Source organism: Mycoplasmopsis meleagridis (assembly GCF_900660695.1).
Taxonomy (GTDB): domain Bacteria; phylum Bacillota_I; class Bacilli_A; order Mycoplasmatales; family Metamycoplasmataceae; genus Mycoplasmopsis; species Mycoplasmopsis meleagridis.
This window is the reverse complement of the sequence record NZ_LR215042.1, coordinates 513,506-533,068: the sequence shown is the minus strand read 5'-3', so window position 1 is coordinate 533,068 and position 19,563 is coordinate 513,506. Positions and strand designations below refer to the sequence as shown.

At 25.3% G+C, this 19,563-nt stretch carries 14 protein-coding genes and 1 tRNA gene; 8 read left to right on the top strand and 7 right to left on the bottom strand.

Features of this window, described 5'->3' with window-relative positions:
• Positions 1 to 48: 48 nt before the first annotated feature.
• On the top strand, positions 49 to 867 hold the full coding sequence (locus EXC33_RS02160) for a hypothetical protein (RefSeq protein ID WP_046096798.1): 819 nt from the start codon (positions 49 to 51) through the stop codon (positions 865 to 867).
• 49 nt (positions 868 to 916) lie between these two features.
• Here the strand turns inward: EXC33_RS02160 and EXC33_RS02155 are convergent, their stop codons facing one another.
• The 5 genes from EXC33_RS02155 to rpoE all read right to left on the bottom strand — a co-directional run bounded on the left by EXC33_RS02155 (position 917) and on the right by rpoE (position 5,329).
• The gene (locus EXC33_RS02155; protein WP_046096799.1) at positions 917 to 2,923 is read right to left on the bottom strand and encodes a C1 family peptidase; all 2,007 of its coding nucleotides are present in this window, start codon (positions 2,921 to 2,923) and stop codon (positions 917 to 919) included.
• 277 nt (positions 2,924 to 3,200) lie between these two features.
• Positions 3,201 to 3,896: a 50S ribosomal protein L1 gene (gene rplA, locus EXC33_RS02150; RefSeq protein ID WP_046096800.1), complete on the bottom strand. Its 696-nt coding sequence runs from the start codon at positions 3,894 to 3,896 to the stop codon at positions 3,201 to 3,203.
• On the bottom strand, positions 3,896 to 4,336 hold the full coding sequence (rplK, locus tag EXC33_RS02145) for a 50S ribosomal protein L11 (protein ID WP_046096801.1): 441 nt from the start codon (positions 4,334 to 4,336) through the stop codon (positions 3,896 to 3,898). Before rplK ends, rplA begins: the two co-directional genes overlap by 1 nt.
• A 102-nt stretch (positions 4,337 to 4,438) precedes the next feature.
• Complete coding sequence (locus EXC33_RS02140; protein ID WP_046096802.1) at positions 4,439 to 4,990, bottom strand: thermonuclease family protein; 552 nt, start codon at positions 4,988 to 4,990, stop codon at positions 4,439 to 4,441.
• 78 nt (positions 4,991 to 5,068) lie between these two features.
• On the bottom strand, positions 5,069 to 5,329 hold the full coding sequence (gene rpoE / locus EXC33_RS02135; protein ID WP_046096803.1) for a DNA-directed RNA polymerase subunit delta: 261 nt from the start codon (positions 5,327 to 5,329) through the stop codon (positions 5,069 to 5,071).
• Positions 5,330 to 5,416: 87 nt separating this feature from the next.
• Between rpoE and EXC33_RS02130 the strand changes: the two genes are divergently transcribed.
• The 5 genes from EXC33_RS02130 to EXC33_RS02110 are packed head-to-tail and all read left to right on the top strand — an operon-like array spanning position 5,417 to position 8,271.
• Entirely contained in the window at positions 5,417 to 5,956 is a 540-nt protein-coding gene (locus EXC33_RS02130; RefSeq protein ID WP_046096804.1) for a tRNA (cytidine(34)-2'-O)-methyltransferase, read from the top strand.
• Positions 5,946 to 6,686: a TrmH family RNA methyltransferase gene (locus EXC33_RS02125; protein WP_046096805.1), complete on the top strand. Its 741-nt coding sequence runs from the start codon at positions 5,946 to 5,948 to the stop codon at positions 6,684 to 6,686. The genes EXC33_RS02130 and EXC33_RS02125 overlap by 11 nt, the downstream gene beginning before the upstream one ends.
• Positions 6,676 to 6,915 (top strand): MAG0865 family DivIVA-related protein, encoded by a 240-nt coding sequence (locus EXC33_RS02120; RefSeq protein WP_046096806.1) that lies wholly within the window; start codon positions 6,676 to 6,678, stop codon positions 6,913 to 6,915. The genes EXC33_RS02125 and EXC33_RS02120 overlap by 11 nt, the downstream gene beginning before the upstream one ends.
• The gene (ylqF, locus tag EXC33_RS02115) at positions 6,915 to 7,766 is read left to right on the top strand and encodes a ribosome biogenesis GTPase YlqF (protein ID WP_046096807.1); all 852 of its coding nucleotides are present in this window, start codon (positions 6,915 to 6,917) and stop codon (positions 7,764 to 7,766) included. The genes EXC33_RS02120 and ylqF overlap by 1 nt, the downstream gene beginning before the upstream one ends.
• Entirely contained in the window at positions 7,759 to 8,271 is a 513-nt protein-coding gene (locus tag EXC33_RS02110; RefSeq protein ID WP_046096808.1) for a hypothetical protein, read from the top strand. The genes ylqF and EXC33_RS02110 overlap by 8 nt, the downstream gene beginning before the upstream one ends.
• A gap of 44 nt (positions 8,272 to 8,315) precedes the next feature.
• On the opposite strand, the gene EXC33_RS02105 is transcribed toward EXC33_RS02110, so the two are convergent.
• Both EXC33_RS02105 and EXC33_RS02100 read right to left on the bottom strand, forming a co-directional pair.
• Positions 8,316 to 9,296 (bottom strand): ABC transporter ATP-binding protein, encoded by a 981-nt coding sequence (locus EXC33_RS02105; protein ID WP_082065484.1) that lies wholly within the window; start codon positions 9,294 to 9,296, stop codon positions 8,316 to 8,318.
• 4 nt (positions 9,297 to 9,300) lie between these two features.
• On the bottom strand, positions 9,301 to 17,373 hold the full coding sequence (locus EXC33_RS02100; RefSeq protein WP_046096810.1) for an ABC transporter permease: 8,073 nt from the start codon (positions 17,371 to 17,373) through the stop codon (positions 9,301 to 9,303).
• A 111-nt stretch (positions 17,374 to 17,484) separates the two neighbouring features.
• Here EXC33_RS02100 and EXC33_RS02095 point away from each other — a divergent pair.
• Together EXC33_RS02095 and EXC33_RS02090 are read left to right on the top strand one after the other, a co-directional pair.
• Positions 17,485 to 17,560 (top strand) — tRNA-Thr (locus EXC33_RS02095).
• Positions 17,561 to 17,630: 70 nt separating this feature from the next.
• Complete coding sequence (locus EXC33_RS02090; RefSeq protein WP_046096811.1) at positions 17,631 to 19,436, top strand: MATE family efflux transporter; 1,806 nt, start codon at positions 17,631 to 17,633, stop codon at positions 19,434 to 19,436.
• Positions 19,437 to 19,563: the final 127 nt, after the last annotated feature.

The following is a 19,563-nucleotide window of genomic DNA, read 5'->3' as shown; positions in this document are numbered from 1 at the left end:
ACAATAAATAAAAAGGATATTGGTAAAATAAGTTAATTAAGGAGTAAAATGGGTAATAAATTTATCAGATTTTTATCAGAGGCAGCAACAAATAAAATTTCTGCAAATGAAAAAACAACTGACAATATATCTAAATCAAATAATAATTTTGAATTTACTATTTATTTAGCTATACCATTAGTTTTTATGGCTCTTCTTTACAGTATTTATATTTATCATTCAAAGTTATATATAAATTCGCTTACTTCACAACAAAAAGTGCCTAATACACTTATTAAAAGAGCAAAAAGAACCAATTTACTACTTTTAATAATTTTTTCAAGTTTAAATTTACTAATATTTTTTATTTGCTTAGGACTTTTTTTAAGCGGGAATATAAATTTTAATTTACTAGTTTTAATTGCTGTAGGAATAGTTTCATTTGTATTTATAGGATATGCAATATATAAGTATTTTAAAAACATCAGTATATTAAGCAATATAAAAGTGGATAATAAAATTAACTTCAAAAAATTTGAAGAATATTCTATTAGATCTGTTAATCCTAAACAAGTTTTTGTTAATGCTAACAAATTAATAAATCCTAGGTCTATAGCAGATGAAACCTTTGATATTTTTTTCAATAAAAAAATAAAAGATAAATCATTGACTAATAGAAACAAAATTTGTCATACTGTAGCAAATAATTCGTTTAAATGATCTAATTATTTGACCACTAATACATATTCTCAGTTAAATGATAATAATGATAATTTATATTTTGTATTATCTTGTTCATTTAAAATGTTAGTTGAAAATAATCTCTTTAAAGATTATGATGAAGTTTTGACCTATTTTACTAATAAATGAGAAGAAATGGTTAAATAAAAAAACAACAAAGATTTTAATAAAAGAAATTTGTTGTTTTTTTATTTAACTAAGATTTTTTGCCAAATTTTCTAAATAATTTATAACCTATAAAACTAATTAAAGATGCTCCAGCAAGAACAGGCAAAGTAATTGCTAAAATTAATTTAGTTCTTGAAGATACATTTTGTTCTTGACTTATTAGTAAACTATTATCAGCTTCTCTTGTTTTGTTTGATTCAGCGAGAGAATTATTATTACTTACTTTTTCTGTATTATCATTATTGTTAGAATTGGTTTCTTTTTCATTTGTTTTTTCAACGTTAGAATTTATCTCATTTTCAGAAGTATTATTTGCTTCATGAGAATTATAATCACTTGTATTTCCTTCTGTTATTTCTTCATTTTCATTGTTAGCAGAAGGGCCATCTACAATTTCTCCTTCATTGTTAGAATTGTTAAATTCATTAGGGGATTCATTTGTTGAATTTTGACTGTTACTAATTTCTTCAATATTAGAAGAATTTGCTGAATTATCATTTTCCTGAATACTATCATTTGTGCTAGGAGAGTTTTCTGAAACTACAACTCTTTGTTCTTTATTTGTTTGTGAAGAATTTTCTTGTTTTGGTGAAGTAGTTGGTTCAGAAACAGGATTAGAATTATTTTCAATTTCCAATTTCTTGTTCTTTGGTTCTGTATATGTATAAGCTTTAATTTTGAATGATCCGTTTAAAATTTCTTTAGCATTAGATCATGTTCCATCTTTAATTTTAAGAAAGGTAAGATCACCTACGCTATTTGGTTCGTATGAGTAATTGATTGCTAAATTTTTATCTGACGAAGAAAGTTTTACAACAACAGCGAAATATTTATTTTTTGGCAATTCAAAAGCTTTAGGAAGTTCTAAAGTAAATGCACCAGTTTTTCCATTAGTTTCAGAATTATCTACAGTAGTATCTCATTCATATGCAGGATTTTTACCGTTAAGATCAATGTTTTTATCGTCACCTATAAAAATTTTAGAATGAATGTTGATATTCTTGCCAGTTAGCACTAAATTAATTGATTTAAGCTTTTCAGTAGTTTCATCGTTTGCTTTTCTAACTGGAAAAACAACTGCATATTCGTTTGAATCTGTAGAATATTCAGTATAGTTTCTTCTACCATCATAATAATATGCATTTTGTGGGACAAAGTCTTTTTCTATTTCAAAGGCAACAGCATCTTGTAATGGAGAATCATAAGATAAGTAGAAATATCCTTCTGATTGATATTTAGTTCCTCAACTATTTTTTACAATTCAAGCTCCTTTTTGAGTTGCCGGATTGGGTTTAAAATTACTTTTGTAATAGGTGTCGTCTCAACCAACGATTGTACATGCATGAGCTAAAACCCCTTCCATTGGTTCAGTGTAATTATTATTATAAAAAATGGAATGAGCATTAAATGTTCTATATGGATAAGTCATTGAAAAAGCTATGCCGCCATATTTAACAATTGCTTTTTTAAGTTCTTCTTTATTAGATCAGTTAACTTGAATGATATTTTTTATATTAACAATAGGTTCTACATATCCCTTTTTAACACCTTGATTAGCGAAAGAGGTTTTTTGTAACGCCATCAATGCGGAATCAAAAATATAATTACCTACACCTAATTCATTTTCGAAATGATCGCTTCCAGCTAATTTTAATTTGTTTGCTTCTTCTGTTCTGACGTTAGAAACATAGTCGTATTGATTTTCATCAATATCAAGATTTTTCATATTATAGTTTCCAGGCGCTTGTCTTAAAATAGAACTTTCAACCGCAGAAACTATTGAATAAGCTCAACAAAGTCCTTCGATACCTTGATTTTTAACGGGAGTAACTAAGTTATAATCTCTTAAATCAAATCTATCTTGCTTTAAAATATCATTTAAATTTTTGCTATCTAATTCTTTATTTTTTGGGAAATAATCTTTAGGTATTCCCGCGTTATATGTTATCGTTGTACTTGTTCCTGAAACCATAGGAATAAATCCACCAACAAAAAATAAACTTGTCACAATTTTTGTTATTTTGTTTTTCTTCATTTGCTCTCACTAAAAATAGAATAATATACAAATTGTAAAACCATGTTAAATGCATGTTTAGTAAATACAACATTTTGTATCTAAATAGTGCAAAAATGCTATTCTTACAAACATACTTATAGAATTATCATTTTATAAATACGCTATTTACCATAAAATCTATGTTTGGTTCAAATTGTATGGGAATATTATATATATTAATTAAGTAAAAAAAAAAAAAAAAAAACGAACATTTATTTGTAACGCAAATAATTTAATGTTCGTTTTTAATAAAATGTTATTTTTCAATTTTAACCTTAACTCCAGGAGCCATTGTAGCAGAAACAACAATATTTTGAATATATGCTCCTTTAACAGCTGAAGGTTTTAATTTTTTAATTAATGAAATAACTGTATTAGCATTTTCTACCAATTTGTTTGTATCCATGCTAGTTTTACCTATCATTGTGTGAATAATTCCGGCTTTATCCGTTCTGTAATTTGCTTTACCTTTTTTAAGTTCTTCAACAGCTTTTTCAGGAGTTGGAGTAACCGTACCAGTCTTAGGATTAGGCATAAGGCCTTTTGGTCCTAATTTTTTACCATATTTTCCTAATAGAGGCATCATTGTTGGATCAGCAACCATTACATCATAATCGAATTCATCTTCTTTGATTTTTTCTTCTAATTCGAGACCATCCACAACTTGATCGGCTCCCGCAGCTTTAGCTAATTTTTGTTTTTCAGGATTATTAGTTACAACTAAAACTCTAACAGATTTGCCAGTTCCATTAGGTAATAGAACTGAACCTCTTAATTGTTTATCAGCTTTACGAACGTCAAGATTCAACTTAAGTATCAATTCAACTGAACCATCAAAACTAGTATATGAAGTTCTTTTAACTAATTCTAAAGCTTCTTTCAATTCGTATGCTACTGTTTTATCAAAAGATTCACGAGCAGCTCTAATTTTCTTTCCGCCTTTGAAAGCCATTATTTATTTTCTCCTTCTCAGCCTTCAATTGTAATACCCATTTGTTTTGCTGTTCCTGCTATTGTTTTCATGGCAGTTTCAACATTATCTGTATTTAAGTCAGGTAATTTATATTCAGCAATTTCTCTTAATTGATCAACAGTAATTGAAGCAATTTTGTTAGTTTTAGCATTTGAGCTACCTTTTTCGCTTTTGATAGCTTGTTTTAATTTGTAACTTGCAGGAGCAGTAAATAATTTGAATTCGAAAGATTTATCTTTATAGACAGTTATTTGCACAGGAACAGGTTCATTTCCTCTATCTTTTGTAGCGTCGTTAAAAGCTCTTGTAAAATCAGGCATGTTAATTCCAACACCAGCAAGAGCTGGTCCTGGTTTTGCTTGCCCTGCATTAAATTGCAATTTACGAACACGAACAATGTCTGCTTTTGATTTTGCCATTGTTTTATATCCTTTCGATAACGTGGTACTAGCGATAAATTTATCTCCCACTAGCAAGAGGCAATTGAAATTGCGTCTAATATTATATATTAAAATGGAATTTTAGGAATAAATCTTAGTGTATAGTTTTTCATTTGACCATATGCCTATTTTATTTTTTTTAGCAATTTTTTCTGCAGTCATTAGTTTTTGAATATAGACCTTTAATTCTTCATCTGCAATATAGAAAGGATTTTTATAATTTTCATCATCAGCATATCTAACAATTCCAAATCCGTTTAAAGCTATTTTATAAACCAAATCTTCATTTTTACTATTTTTTACTAAGCATACATATCTGCCGTAAAAATCTTTTTTAAGATAAGTTAATTCTATAGGTGAATTTTTTAAAAAATTTTCTGTAAAAGTTCTTGCTTTTATAGCGTAATTAGTTTTAATTTTATTTTTGACAAAATTAATTTCTGGAGTATCAATTCCAAAAAGTCTGATTGTGTAATTTTGTTTATTTTTAGTTACTTTAAAAGTATCGCCATCATGAATATCTCAAATTTCATTTGAGACTATTTTATAGAATGGTTTATCAAAATTATTGTTACATGAACTTGTTATAAAAAGCAAAGAAATTAGACTTATCAATCACAATGATCTTTTCATATTTCTTAATTTCAAAAAACCACATTTTACATTTAAAATGGATGAAAAAGAGACAAAATTATCTTTTGTCTCTTTATTTTACTTATAACCAATTTTTATTGATCATAAACCTTCTGTATTTCTTACAAAACGTGAATCTACGGTAAGTAAGCGATATAATTCGCCAATTTTGTTAAGTTGAATTGTTTCATAATTAAGATTTTTATTTGCTGCTTCTATTTCTCATTTTTCATGTAATTCGCTTTCAACGTTATTAAAAATTTCATTAAAAGCTATGTAGTTTTGATTACTACAATTTTCTTTAACAAAAGCAAGTGCAACATCTAACATTGTTTTCATATTGGCTCCTTCTTACTTACTTAATTAAGTATAATAATAAATAATTTTAATATAAGAAATAATTTTGTGCAATAAAAAGGAATAGGCATGCTTAATATTGTTTTATTTGAACCCGAAATTTCGCCTAATACAGGCAATATTATTCGTACAGCTTTTGCTCTTAATGCTAAATTACATATTATCAAACCTATTGCTTTTGATTTAGATCCTAAATATTTATCGCGCCCTGCGGCAGGAAGATTATTAAGCGACATTCCTCATGAAATACATGCTTCTTATAAAGATTTTTACAATCTTTATGGAAAGAAAAATATTTATTATTTAACGCGTTATGGTTTAAAAAATTACGCACAAATTGACTATAAAAAAGAACTATTAGAAAAAAATGAAATTTGAATAATGTTTGGTAAAGAATCAACTGGAATTGATAAAGAAATTCTAATTAAGAATTTAAATAATTGTTTAAGAATTCCAATGGTAGATAAAATGCGTTCAATTAATTTAGCTAATACAGTAGCTATTGTTGGCTATGAAATTATGCGACAATTAGATTTTAAGGAATTAAGCCTTTTTGAGACGCAAAAAGGAAAAAATTATTTGGAAGAATTAAAGAAAAATGGAGAATAAAATTTTAAAAAGTATTGCCAATAATAAAATCAAATTTTTAAGAAAATTGCTTAAAAATAATCGAGAAGAAAATTTCTTTGTAATTGAAAATTATCATTTAGTTTATGAAGCTTTAAAAACTAATTTAATTGAGGAAATTTATGAAATAGAAAATAAAAATGAATTTCCTAATAGTATAAAAATAGCTTCTTCTCTTTTTCATAGAATAAGTAATTTAGTTAATCCAGAAGGCGTTTTAGCTTTGTGCAAGAAACCTAAAAATAATGTTATTGGGAAAAAGATTGTTTTTTTAGATAATGTACAAGATCCAGGCAATATAGGTACAATTTTACGTAATACTATAGCTTTTAATTTTGATAGTGTTTTCACAAATGTTAATATTTTTAACGATAAAGTTGTGAGATCATCACAAGGAGCAATTTTTAAAGTTAATGTTAATAAAATTAATAATAGCTATAAAGATTTGTATAACTTAAAATTAAAAGGATATAAAATCTATCTTACTTCTTTAGAAAAAAACAGTTTAAATTTTAATCTCTTGCCCTATAAAAAAGGTGAAAAAGTAGTTTTAGTGTTAGGTAACGAAGGGCAAGGAGTAAGTAAAGAACTCTATGAATTAGCAGATGAAAAAATTTATATCCCTATTAAATTTGAAAGTTTAAATGTAGCAGTAGCAAGCGGAATATTTTTAAGTTATTTTTATACAAAGGAATTAGAAAATGAAAAATAAGTTTAACGAATTAATTTCTAAAACTAAATTTAGCAACGAATTTAATGGTTATTCAATGAGCGAAGTGGACCAATTTATTGATAAATTAGCTGAAATTTATGCAGAACTTGATCATCAAAATGAAATTCTATTGAAACGTTATGAGGAAATGAAAAAAGAAATGAATAATAGAATTGCTTCTTTAGAAAAAGAAAAATTAGAACTAGAAATGGATAAAGGATCAAATTAATGCAAAAAAACGATATTTTAATCAATTGATATCCAGGCCATATGGCTAAAGCAATTAGAGAAATTAAAGAAAAAATTTCTATTGCCGATATTTTAATAATTATTTTAGATGCTCGCTGTCCTATTAGTTCTTATAATGAAGATTTTGATTTACTTTCGCCACATAAAAAACGTCTTTTTATAATCACTAAAAGTGATTTAATGGACATAAATAAGAAAGAACAAATTGCTAAAAGATTTTCTACTGATAAATTATTGTGATTAGATTTAAGAAAAACTACTAGTAGAAATAAAATTCTTAGTGCTCTTAAAGAAATGAGCAGAGAAAAAATTTTAAATCAACAACAAAAAGGTTTTCTAATTTCCAAAATAAAAATTTTTGTTTTAGGTATTCCAAATACTGGTAAAAGTACATTAATAAATTTAATTGCTCAAAAGAAAAAATTAGCTGTTGCTAATATGCCTGGAGTAACTAGAAGTCAAAAATGAATTAGCGTTGGTAATTATTATTTTATGGATACACCTGGAATTTTATTACCTAAATTTAATGATCAAGAAATGGCTTTAAAATTAGTAATGATAGGCTCAATTGATGCTAAAAATTTTCCTAGCAGTTTTTTAGCGACTAATTTTTTAAAACTATTAGCTAAATATTATCCAGAAAAAATTACTAATTTTATGCCTTTTTACAATTTAAATAGTCAAGAAATAAGTGATATTGAAGCTTATAACGTTTTTTCGTCATGAGCCTTATTAAAAAAATATAAAATTAATAACAAACCTGACTTAAATCGTATTTATAAAGAATTCATTACTTATGTAAGGGATTTGAAAGGAGTTACCTATGATTAATAGGGATACTAGTTCTCTTAACGAAAGAATAAAAGCATGAAAAGAAGTTTTTACTAATAATATAACTTTTTTTAGAGGCAAATTGTTTACACTAATTAATGCTTCGATTCTATTAACTATTTTTTCTATTTTTATTGTCATTACAGGTTTAGTTGGTTTAGTTAATGGTAATAATAATCAATTTGCCGTTGTTTTAACCATTTTTATCATTTTTTTAATTATTTCAATAATAGGAATTTATATAGTTATAGCTTTAATTTTTCAACTAATTGCCTTAAATAAAATTTTTAAAAAACAAAATGGTAGTGAAATTTATTTAAGAAGATGGATCAAAATGTTATTTAAAAAAATGCCTACTAAGTATGCTAATATGAATGTTTTAGACGAAGATGAAGAAAAATTAATTGCTAAATTAAAAGAAAAATACGAACAAGAAAAAGATTTAAATTCTAAAGATTACAAGGAAGAAGAAAATAAGGAAAATTCCAAAAAAGAGAATGAATAAAAAAACGAATTAGTTTGTTTTATTAGTCTAATTCGTTTTTTATTTTAATCATAATTATAGAAATCTTTTGGATCTAAAGATTTTTCATTTATATGAATGTTTTCAATTTTACCATTGGCAATGGTGATAATTCTATCCGCCATTGGTTTAATTCTTGAATCATGACTAACCATAATTACAGTTGTGCCATATTTTTTATTTATTTCATATAAAGTATTTAAAACAATGTTAGTAGTTGAAGGATCTAAAGCACCAGTAGGTTCATCTGCAAAAACAATATCTGCATTTTTAGCTAAAGCTCTAATTATAGAAACACGCTGCTGTTGTCCTCCTGACATTTGGGTCGGAAATTTATACATTTGTTCAGTGAGGTCAAATTTTTCAAAAAGTTCTTTTATATCAATTTTTTTAGATAAATCTTTTTGTAAATAAGCTCCCGATTCAGCATTATCATAGGCATTTAAATTATCTAATAGGTTATAACTTTGAAAAATAAAGCTAACGTGATCTCTTCTAAAAATAGTCAAATTATGGTTACTTAAATAAGGCAAATTATGGTTGCAAACAATAACATCCCCACTATTTGGTCTATATAAACCAGAAATAATGTTAAGTAAAGTAGATTTACCGCCTCCAGAAACACCAAAAATAAGTAATAATTCACCTTTTTTAATGTCTAAACTTACATTATCTAAAACTTTATTAATAACATTACCAGTGACATAATATTTAGTAGCATTTCTAATTTCTAAAATATAATCCTTAGTATTAATTAATTTACTATTTTCGTCTTTTGGATGTTTTTTATTTGCTAATTTATCTAATGACTTAGCTATTTTTCTAGGAACAACAACATTTTTCTTTTTATCATCAATTTTATCTAGATATTTAACAACATTTTTAGTTGTTACTTTAATTTGCTTCAATTTTTCAGGAATAATTAATTTAACTGCGTTTTCTAATTCATTGATAGTTTTACTTTTATTAACATTTTTTTCTGAATCATTTTTATTAAATAATTTCATTTTCTTAATCCTTTAAAAGCTGAATAGGTTTGATTTTACCAATTGAATATCACGTTAAGAGCGCTGTACAGATAAAAATTGCAAAAACAGCTAAAACAACACTTATTATCTGTGGAAATGAAAGCGATATCATCAGCACAATAGATCCTGCTTGAAGCATAAAGATATTGAATAGATAAATTAAAAGTAGTGTTGTGGGAATAGAAATAATAATAGCTAATACGATAAAAGGTATAAATATTGAGAAAAACATTTTTAATTTTTCGCTCTCTTTATAACCTAAAATCGCTCAAATTGCAATGTTACGTTTATTTTCTGTAATTATGATAGTTGAAATAATAATTAAAATAGTTAAAGAAATAATAATTGTTACTCAAATAATTCCAATAGTTACATTATTAACTGTTGTACCAATTTTACTTACAAAACTTACTTCAATATCTTTAGCATCTAGCGAAGAAGAAAGTAAAGTATAAAGTGAATTATTGTAAATATTAGCAAATTTATTAATTAATTCTCTAGGACTTTCTAAACCGTTATTATAGGCTTTTTCAGCATTAGCATTAGCTAAATTCATTGAAGAATCTAGAAAAATAGCTAATTGTTTTTGAGCATCATTTAGAGAAAAACCATTATTTACTAAATTATGTATAAATAAGCCGTTTTCTACATTAAATAATTGGTTATAAATATCTTTAGCATTACTTTCGTTTGCTTCAAAAGAAGTAATAATTGGTCAGTAATTTGAAGGCGAATAAAGAGAAGCAGAACCAGTGATTTGAACGGGATTATCTTGATTACTTAAAATACCGTTAAAAGGAATAAAATCAGTGTTTTTTAATTCCTTTGGCACAATTGAGCTAAGGCCAGTAAGCTTATTAGCGATTTCTTGAGTTGTAATTAATTCTTCGTTAATATAAGTAGAATTAATTCCTATAATTTTAAATTTGACTTCTAAATTTCTTTTATAGTTAGTAATTTTATCCAAGTAGCGATGTACTTCGTTGTTAATTTTAAAAGTAACTACTTCTCCAATACTTCATTTATGTTTTTTTCTAGCAACATCATTAATAACTAAAGGATATATATCATTTTCTACTTTATAGTCATAAAGTTCTTTCAATAGATCATTTCCTTTTAAATCCTTTAAAGAAATAAATTTAGAATCTTTTCTATAACCATCAATTTTGCCTTTATCAGTATCTATATAGGTATATTTTTCATCAGTTTTTTTATTAAATACTACACCAGAAAAACTTATGAAATAGTCATTTATGTATTTTTGATCATTTATTAAACTAGGATTATTAGTTTCTAAATCAATTTGTTTTTGAATATAATCATAACCATTTACGATGAAGTCTCTATATTCATTTCTTAAATCGGTTGTAACTCTAATTGTTTCATAACTATCACCATTTCATTTTTTGTAAACAAAATGACCTGTTTTTTCAGCAAATGCTTTATAGTAGGCAAAATAATTTTTTACATCGTTTAAATTGTCTTTGTTAGCATAAATTATCATGTTTTTATTATCAGGACTATTAGTGAAAATATATGTTTTATTATCTATGATTCTATTATTTTGCGATTGCTCTAACTCATTTCCAATTTGATCTCTTATTGAATCAATTTTAGTCCTTTGACTATCTGGCATACTTTGGTAGGCCAAATCTCATGGATTTAAAGAATAACCGCTAGCTATAACTAAATCTAATGAAAATTGAGAAGTTACATGGGGATCTAAAACTCCTGGATTACCATTAGAATTTTTGTTATTTATTACAGGCGAAATTCCTGGAGCAACAAAATTATATAAAGTAGTTTGAATTTCTGCTGCAGTACCTATAGGGGTATAAATCAAATCTTTCAAATTACTATTATCATAACCTTTAATTAAACCAGCCTCAGCAGTAGGAGTTTGTAAATTCATCTTATATTTATAATTTCTATTTTGGTAAGTAAGATTAATTGTATCGTTAAAAACGCCACGATTAGTAACACCAAATAAAGAAGCAGTTGTTACCAAAATAATACTTATTGCAAAAGAAATTAATTTTCAAATACCTATGTAACTAAGAATGAATGAAAATCTAGTTTTAACGTTATATTTTCTAATTTTATTAGTGTAAATGGCAAATAATTTATGTTTAGGAATTGAATTATTATCATTAATTAAATCAAGAGGTTTAATTCTTAAAGTTGTAATAGTGATTAAGTAAATAATAAGACAGATGATAAAACAAGGAGTAATAAAAGTAAAAATTGCTGCAATAGGATTAAAAATTAAAGTATTTTTTGGTAATGTTCAATAGCCTGAAAAAGTATCTAAAACTTCAAATTGCAATCTATTACCTACAATATAACCTAGAATTCCGCCAATTAAAGCGGTGATAAAAGCAAAAACAAATAATGAAGAAGCAATTTGATTAGGGGTATAGCCTTGTGCAATTAAAATTCCTAAAACTTTATTTTTACTATTAATGTATCTTTTAATAATGAAAATTATTGAAACAATAACTAAAAAGCTAAAGAGAAGAACTAAAGCAATTGTAGCTACTAAAATAACTTTGATTATGTTAGTAATAGTAGTAATTCTCAAAGCTCTTTCTGGATTAATAATATCAGTTTCATTATTTTTAAAAACTCTTTGTAAATTATTGGTATTGACAATCGAACTATCTACTATTTTAATAATTTGACTTTTAAGTTGATCTACATTTACGTTTTCTGGAGCTTTAACTAATAAATTTTCTTTAATAATATTTCCTGCGTAAGCATCTTTAATTCTATTAAAGCCATTGTTGTTAACATAAACTAGAGCTTGATGTTTAGTATCGACTTGTAAATTATTTTCATCAATAACTGGATACATATAATCAACAGTTGTTTCTTCACCTACAATAATGTATTTAATTCCATTAACGTTAATGATATAGCTATCATCAAAACGATTTATAAAATTATCTGTTTCAGTCTTTAAAAAAGGCTTATCTGTAGGAATTTCTCCGTCATAAATTTTTTTCTTATTAGCAGATAAATAGGCAAAATTAACTTTAGCTAAATAAAATCTAGGAAGTTGCATTGGTGCTACTTTTAGATCTTGTTCTCCTAATACACTACTTAAAGCATCATATTGTAAATCGATTAAATTAATTCCAAATGAGGAAGGAGCATTAAATGATTTAATAGTTTTAAATCATAAACCGTCAATTTTAATTTCTTCATCGTTATCTGCATTACCTGTAATTTCATTTACAACAAAATTTGTAGAATTATTGTAATTTAAATATTGTTCCAATAATTCACTAGAAGAACTATTGTTCATGCCTAAAAGTTCTAAGTTATTAATTTTATCGCTAACAAAATAGGCTAAATTACCATTTACTAGAGAACTATTATTAGAATTAGTTTCAACGGCGATATATGAAATGGCAACTTCAGGGAAAAGACTTCTTAAAACAGGATTAAGTAAAGATGAAGAAATACCGATAATTTCTAAAGGTAAATAATTTTTATCAATATAACTTAATATTCCAATTGCGTTATTTCTAATGTTAAAAAAACTATTGCTCATTAAATAGTTCTTAACAAAAGAGCTTATTGCTATATAGTATGCTGATTTTGTTGCATCATCAGTAAAATTATTAGCAAATTTATTACTTTGGGCAATATAGCCTAATTGGATAATCAATTCTAAACGATGCTTTAATAAATAATTTCTAAATTTAGGATTATTAGTAGCTAATTTTTCTATTTTAGAATTTATGAATTTTCCTTGATTATCAACGTTAAACAAAGTTACGCTTGTAGGATCCGAAATAAACTTATTTACAGTGTAATTAGTAGTAGAAGAAAAAGGAACATTAATATTATTATTAACTTCAGAAGCAATTTTTAAAATTTCATTATCAACTGCAAGATTAAGAAAATCATTTACAAATTTATCGCTTTCTTCTTTATTAGCGTCACTAACTTGATACATGTTAATGTATGGTATAAAGATAGAAAAAGCATTTTGTCCATAAAAATAATCGTCTTTATTATTTAGTGGAATTAAGTTATTAAATAGTGTTTTAAGTAAAATCCTAATTGAATTACCACCATAAAATTGATCTAAATCTGCTAATAAATCAGCCCCAGTTTTTTGACTTTGTTCACTAACTTTATTAATTCCACCTATTGTTTGTTTTATAAAATCTTTAGTAGAATCAATAAAATTAATTACTTCATTTTTAGTTATTGTTTTTTCCTTAGGTTTAATATTATTATTAATAAAGTTTTTTAAGTTAGAATCAGTTATTTTATTAATTTCAAATTTATCATTTTTAATTGTAGCTAAGCTATTTTTTATAACATCTAAACTATTTAGAAGTCAAATTTGTGAAGGAATATCACTATTTTCAGAATTGGTATTTAAAGAATTATTTTTAGAAGAATTGCTTATTGCATTTAAAAGATCAATAAAACTTAGTTTATTTTCATCTTGAGCGGGTAATCAAATAGAAGAATTATCATAATTAAGTCTTGTTGTTGCTGAAGAGAGATTAAACGTTCTAATAACGTTTTCTTTAAAGCCTTTACTTGATCCGGTAGTGTGAAATTGTGATTTAATTATTAATCTAATTAATTTATTTACTGATAATTCATCTATTTTATAGTGTTTTATGACGCTATTTGTTAAGGAATTATTATTTACTACATAATCGATATTGTTAGTTTGAATAGTAGATGAAAAATTACTTTTAAAATAATTAAAATCAAAAGCTTTAATAAATGATTTTAATCCTTCACTAACGTTAGTAAAGTTGCCATCTTTATTAGCATCAATTTTAGGAATAATTGAGTAAAGAATATTTAATATATTTTTATCTCTAAAAATAAGACTAATTAATGAATCTTTTTCAGTACTTAATAATAATTTAAAATTGATTTTATCAATTAAGTTAGTTAGGATTTGTTGCATTCCATTAGGATCAATGGATTTTATAAACATGTTAATTAATGTAGCAACAGTTAGTTGCGGTTTATAAGTATCACTAATATTAGTAGAATTGTCATATCATTCTTTTCATAAGGAAGAAAAAGTTTTAGTGTCAATAACACTTGCTATATTTTTGATTAAATCAAATAAATCAGTAGGTTTTTTAAATAAATTAACAAATTTAGTTACTAATAATAAATTATCTTTTTCTACACCATTTAATTTGTCAAAAGTAATAAATAGATTATTAATTTGTTCTATTAGATAAGCTTTTTGTTTTTCATCATCACCTTGTTTAATAACTTCGTTCTTTATCTTGTCGATAAAATTATTAAAAATCAAATTTAACAAGTTACCGTAACTATCATGCGATGCATAATAAATAAGTTGCGATAAAAATTTAAAAACAGTAGAATTATTAATCTTTGCAGTAGTTAAAACACTTGTAAAATTAACATCATCTAAAGCTTTTTGAATAAGAGGAAAAAGACGATATAGTAAATCAGTTTGAACAAAACCTTTTTTAACTATATCTAAGTCAATAATAATTTTTTCGCCTTCTTTAATCAAAGGTTCAACGGAATTAGACTTAATAACTAATTGATTTAAATCATCTCTAATTGATCAAAATTTAAAAGGAATATAAGCTTCATTATCGTCATATTTTACTCAACCATCACCATTTGTTTTGATAAAACTAGTAGCAATAGTTAAATTATTTTTTTCCATAAAAGCAGTTAATAAGCTATAGTTTAATCCATTTTCTTGACCATTTAGATAGTAAGTTTTATAGCCATAGGAACCATCTTCTTTTTTATATTTTTTAACCAAATTGATACTATCAAAATTCCCATAAACTCCTAAATTTGTATCTAAATAATTAGGAATTTGATTTGCATTTTTAATTGTTTTTTGATCTTTAACATAACTATTTAGTCAAACAACTTTTTGATTAGTTAAAAAACTTTTATTTTTAGTAAGAGGATTAGTATATTCTATATTTAAATATTGAATTATAGGTTGAACATAATCAGGATCATTGAATTGGTTTGTAAGATTATTTTGAATAATCAAAGAAGCAATATTAGGAGGAATTTGATAGTTATTAAAAAGATCCGATTTATTTGTTAAAGTAAGTAATTTAGAAGGAGAAAATTGTTCATTGTAAAGCTTTCCTACGTTTAGTTCAACACCATCTACTTTATTTTCTCTATCTCCTGCATCAATAAAATGAAAAACATTTTTTTCACCACTATCACTTACAGAATCAACAGTAATAGTTTTTCTTAAACCAATATTTTCTTTACCTACTAAATTAGTTACTTTATTAATAATATTTTCTTTAGTTAGTCTTAAAGCATTATCTTGAATGATTTTAAATCTTTTATCTCTTATTGATTGATCACTAATAGAATTGTAAAATTCTGTATCGTTATTCAATATTTCTTGATTCAAGGAAGGATTATTTTTTTTCTCAATTTCTTTAATAGTTAATGCTTGATTTAGATCTATTTTATAAATATTTCTACTATTATCATCAATAGGTAATTTACGATTATCATAAGTGTAAAGTTTGACAATATTTGTATCTAAAAAATTAAAGTTAGGATTAATTTGACTTTCAGATTCTTTAGTATAAAAAGGTGTTTTAGATAAAGTTCACTTACCATTAATGTTTTCATATTTATAGCCTGTTTCAACTTGCTTTTTATATCAATAGGAAAAAATTTCTAAATTATTAAGCAAATTTTTATTTTTTTCTTTATCAGCAAGTAAGTCTAACATGTATGTTTTATAAGAACCGCTTCATAAATCTTTAGCCGATATATCTCTTGAAACAATTTTTTCTTTACCATTTTCATCAGTTTCTTTTTCTGTGGTTGTGTAAATAATTTTGTCAACAAAAGAAGTGTAATAATTAAGTCTTAAAAATGACGTATTTATTCTAATGCTATTAATTCATTCTTGTGGAATATTATATTTTTGTTCTTTAAAAGTATAGTTAAGATCTTGGCTAATAGTTTTGTTTTCATCAATAAATAAAGAAGAATTAAATACCTTTTTAAGCGTTAGTTGTTCATTTAATTTTTGATTATTGTTTATATTAACGAATTCATTTAAGTTCTTATTTGAATCCAAAATATAATTCAAATCATCATTTGGATCTTTTTTAAAGTCAAAATATTTGGCTATTTGATCTACATTTATTCTATAGCCTTGTTGTTCATTAATTCAATTAATTCCCTTAGAATAATCCAATGTTGCTTCTTTAGTTACAACATTGACAAAAATAGGGCTAATTTGTGAAACTATTTCTCTATTATTGTCTGAAGTTAAACGTAATAAATCTCCAATTAAATAATTTTTATCAAAAGTTAAAGAAGTATTCAAATCTAAATTATTTTGTTGGTGAGCTCTAACAAAATTATTATTTTTGTCTTTTTCATATAAAGCTATTTTATAAGTATTTTGGTTAAATTTTACATAAGGATCTTCAATATTAGTTAAATCTCATTTAACATTTTCATTATTGGTATTTAAAACATATAAACTAACGATATCATCTTTTTTAAAGTAATACTTATTACCTAATTTATTCAAATCACTATTTTTGATTAACGAAATATTAACATATTCACTAGTTATATTTTGGCCACTTAATTCGTTGTGATTATTATTGTCTTGATATTTTTTAATCAAACTATCTAATTCGTTGTTATTAATTTGATTAAGTTGTTTTCTTCATTTTTTAAAACCTTCATTATTGAATGAAGCATCATAGTTTATCTTATATTCAATAGGAGTATATGTTTGTTGACTAAAAGGTTTTTTACTAAGATCGTATGAAGATTCACCATTAACATAATAACCATTATTGTAAGCGCTACCATTAGCGTTAATATTTAAATCGACGCTTATGTCGTGCAATCTAGAAACTTCTTTGTAATTATTAAAGCTTCTAGACATAGAGTTTCTAACACTAGTTAAGAGCGTAAAAATAGCAGCAGTTAAAAAAACTAAAATACTTAGTCCAATAACCATAACTTTATTTTTACTTAACGATTTAAAAACTTCTTTAAATAGTCTTCACATAAACGCCTTGCTATTAATAAAATTAATATTAATTATAATCAAATAATTTTTAACGCAAAAAAAGACCATAAAAAAGCATAAAAGCATTTTTTGTATTATAATTTTTTATACGCCGTCATAGCTCAGCAGGTAGAGCACATCCATGGTAAGGATGGGGTCGCAGGTTCAAGTCCTGTTGTCGGCACCATTTGTTAAATAGCCAAAAGAAAAGCATGGGGCTTTTTTTATTTAAATTTTTATTATTGAAAGGAGGTAATATGAAAAATAAAGCACAACTAAAACACGATAGAGCAGAAATATTATTTGCACATACGCCCATTAGAAAAAGTATTTGAATAGTTGCTGTTCCTTCCTTAATTCTTACATTAATGATTGGTCTTTACTCTTTTGTTGATCAAGTTTTTATTCAGCAATTTGTTCCTAGCACTAAACCAGTTTTACTAGCTAATGCAACTAATAATGGATTAGGCGAAATTGCGCCATATTTACCTATAAATATGGGTTATTCATTGAATAATTTTAATCAACTTTTTAATGAATATAATAGCTTACCAAATATGACAAATAAATTAGCCTATATTACTTCTAATAGCATTGTTTCAACTACTTCTGCATCTTTTCAACCTTTAATAATTTTTTCTAATTCTATAGTTTATTTAATTCCTGTTGGTGCTTCAGTTTACTATACAAAATGTTTATCGAAAAAGCTTGAATGAGCTTCAAAAAATATTTGAGCAACAATGTTTTGATGTACTTTTGCTCTATCTATTTTAGCAACATGTATGTCATTTATTTTTGTTGGTTCAGGTATTATGAAAGCTTTAGCAGGTAAAACGGTTTTAGAAATTGATAAAGCACAAGCTGCTGGAATGACTCTAAGCAATTTAAAACAATTACAAGCTTACTATGATGCTGCTTTTGAACTTAGTATTAAGTGAGCAAATGAATATGTCTACGTTTATGCTGCTGGAACTATTTTACAAGGAATGGTTACTTTATTTTCATATTTTATAAGAGCAGAAGGATTTAATACATATGTTATGGCAGCTGGAATTGTCGCAAATATTGTAAATATCATTCTTGATGCGATATTCATTATTGTTGCTAAGGTAGGAGTTTTAGGAGGAGTTATTTCTACTATCATAGGATGAATGGTAAATTTATGTCTTTGTGTTATTTATACATCCTATAAAGCTAAGAAAAAAGAAGTTTGACTTTCTCTTAAAGGCTTATTCCATTTTAGATTCAATAAAGAATTATTAGGACCAGTTTTCTTATTGGGGTTAAGTGGTTTTATTAGATCATTTGGTGTAGCATTTTCTTTTGCAATGATTAACATTATTCTTTCTAAACCTGCTTTTGCTGATCCTAATCATTTTCAATTTTATTGAGCCAAGGCAACACCTATTATTACTCTCTTTTTAATATCAATTTTTGGTATTAGCGATGGTGCTAGAAGCTTACTTTCATACAATTACACAAGAAGAGATTTCACAAGATGTAAACAAATTTATTTTTGAACATTAATAGTTTCTATTTCATATGCTTTAGTAGTTTATACTTTCATTGCTCTTACAGCAGGAAATCTATGAGTTTTGGCATTAAATGTTGATAGTGTCTTAGTCAAAGAAACAGCTAATTTTATTCGAGTTTTAACAATAAGGATAGTAGCTCTATCATTATCAATAAGTTCTTTTTTAGTTTTCCAAGGAACAAACAACATTGAAAAATCAATTCTCGCTACAGCTTTAGAAAATTTTATTACTTTCATTTTTATAATTCCAATTGCTTTTGGAATCGCATATGGAGTTTACAATCATACAAATGAAAAAGATATTGCTAATTGAATTATAATTGCGGGATTTATTACCAATACCTTAAGTGCTTCATTATTTCTTTTATTTTACTCATATCGTTATATATCCAAGGTTTTACCAAAAATAGATAGTAATAAAGTTTCTTGAAGTAGAAAAATTGAACATAAATTTTTTGATCATGTTGATAAATTAGAAAAAGAATACAAAGAAAAATTAGAAGCAAAAAATTTGTTGAATCATCATTAATTTAAAATACTTTAAAAAAGAGTTGATTTATCAATTCTTTTTTATTTAACTGATTTTACTAATTAGGCTATTTAATGGGGAAATAGGATACAAAAGATTTAAAAAATTAGGTATTATAATATAAAAA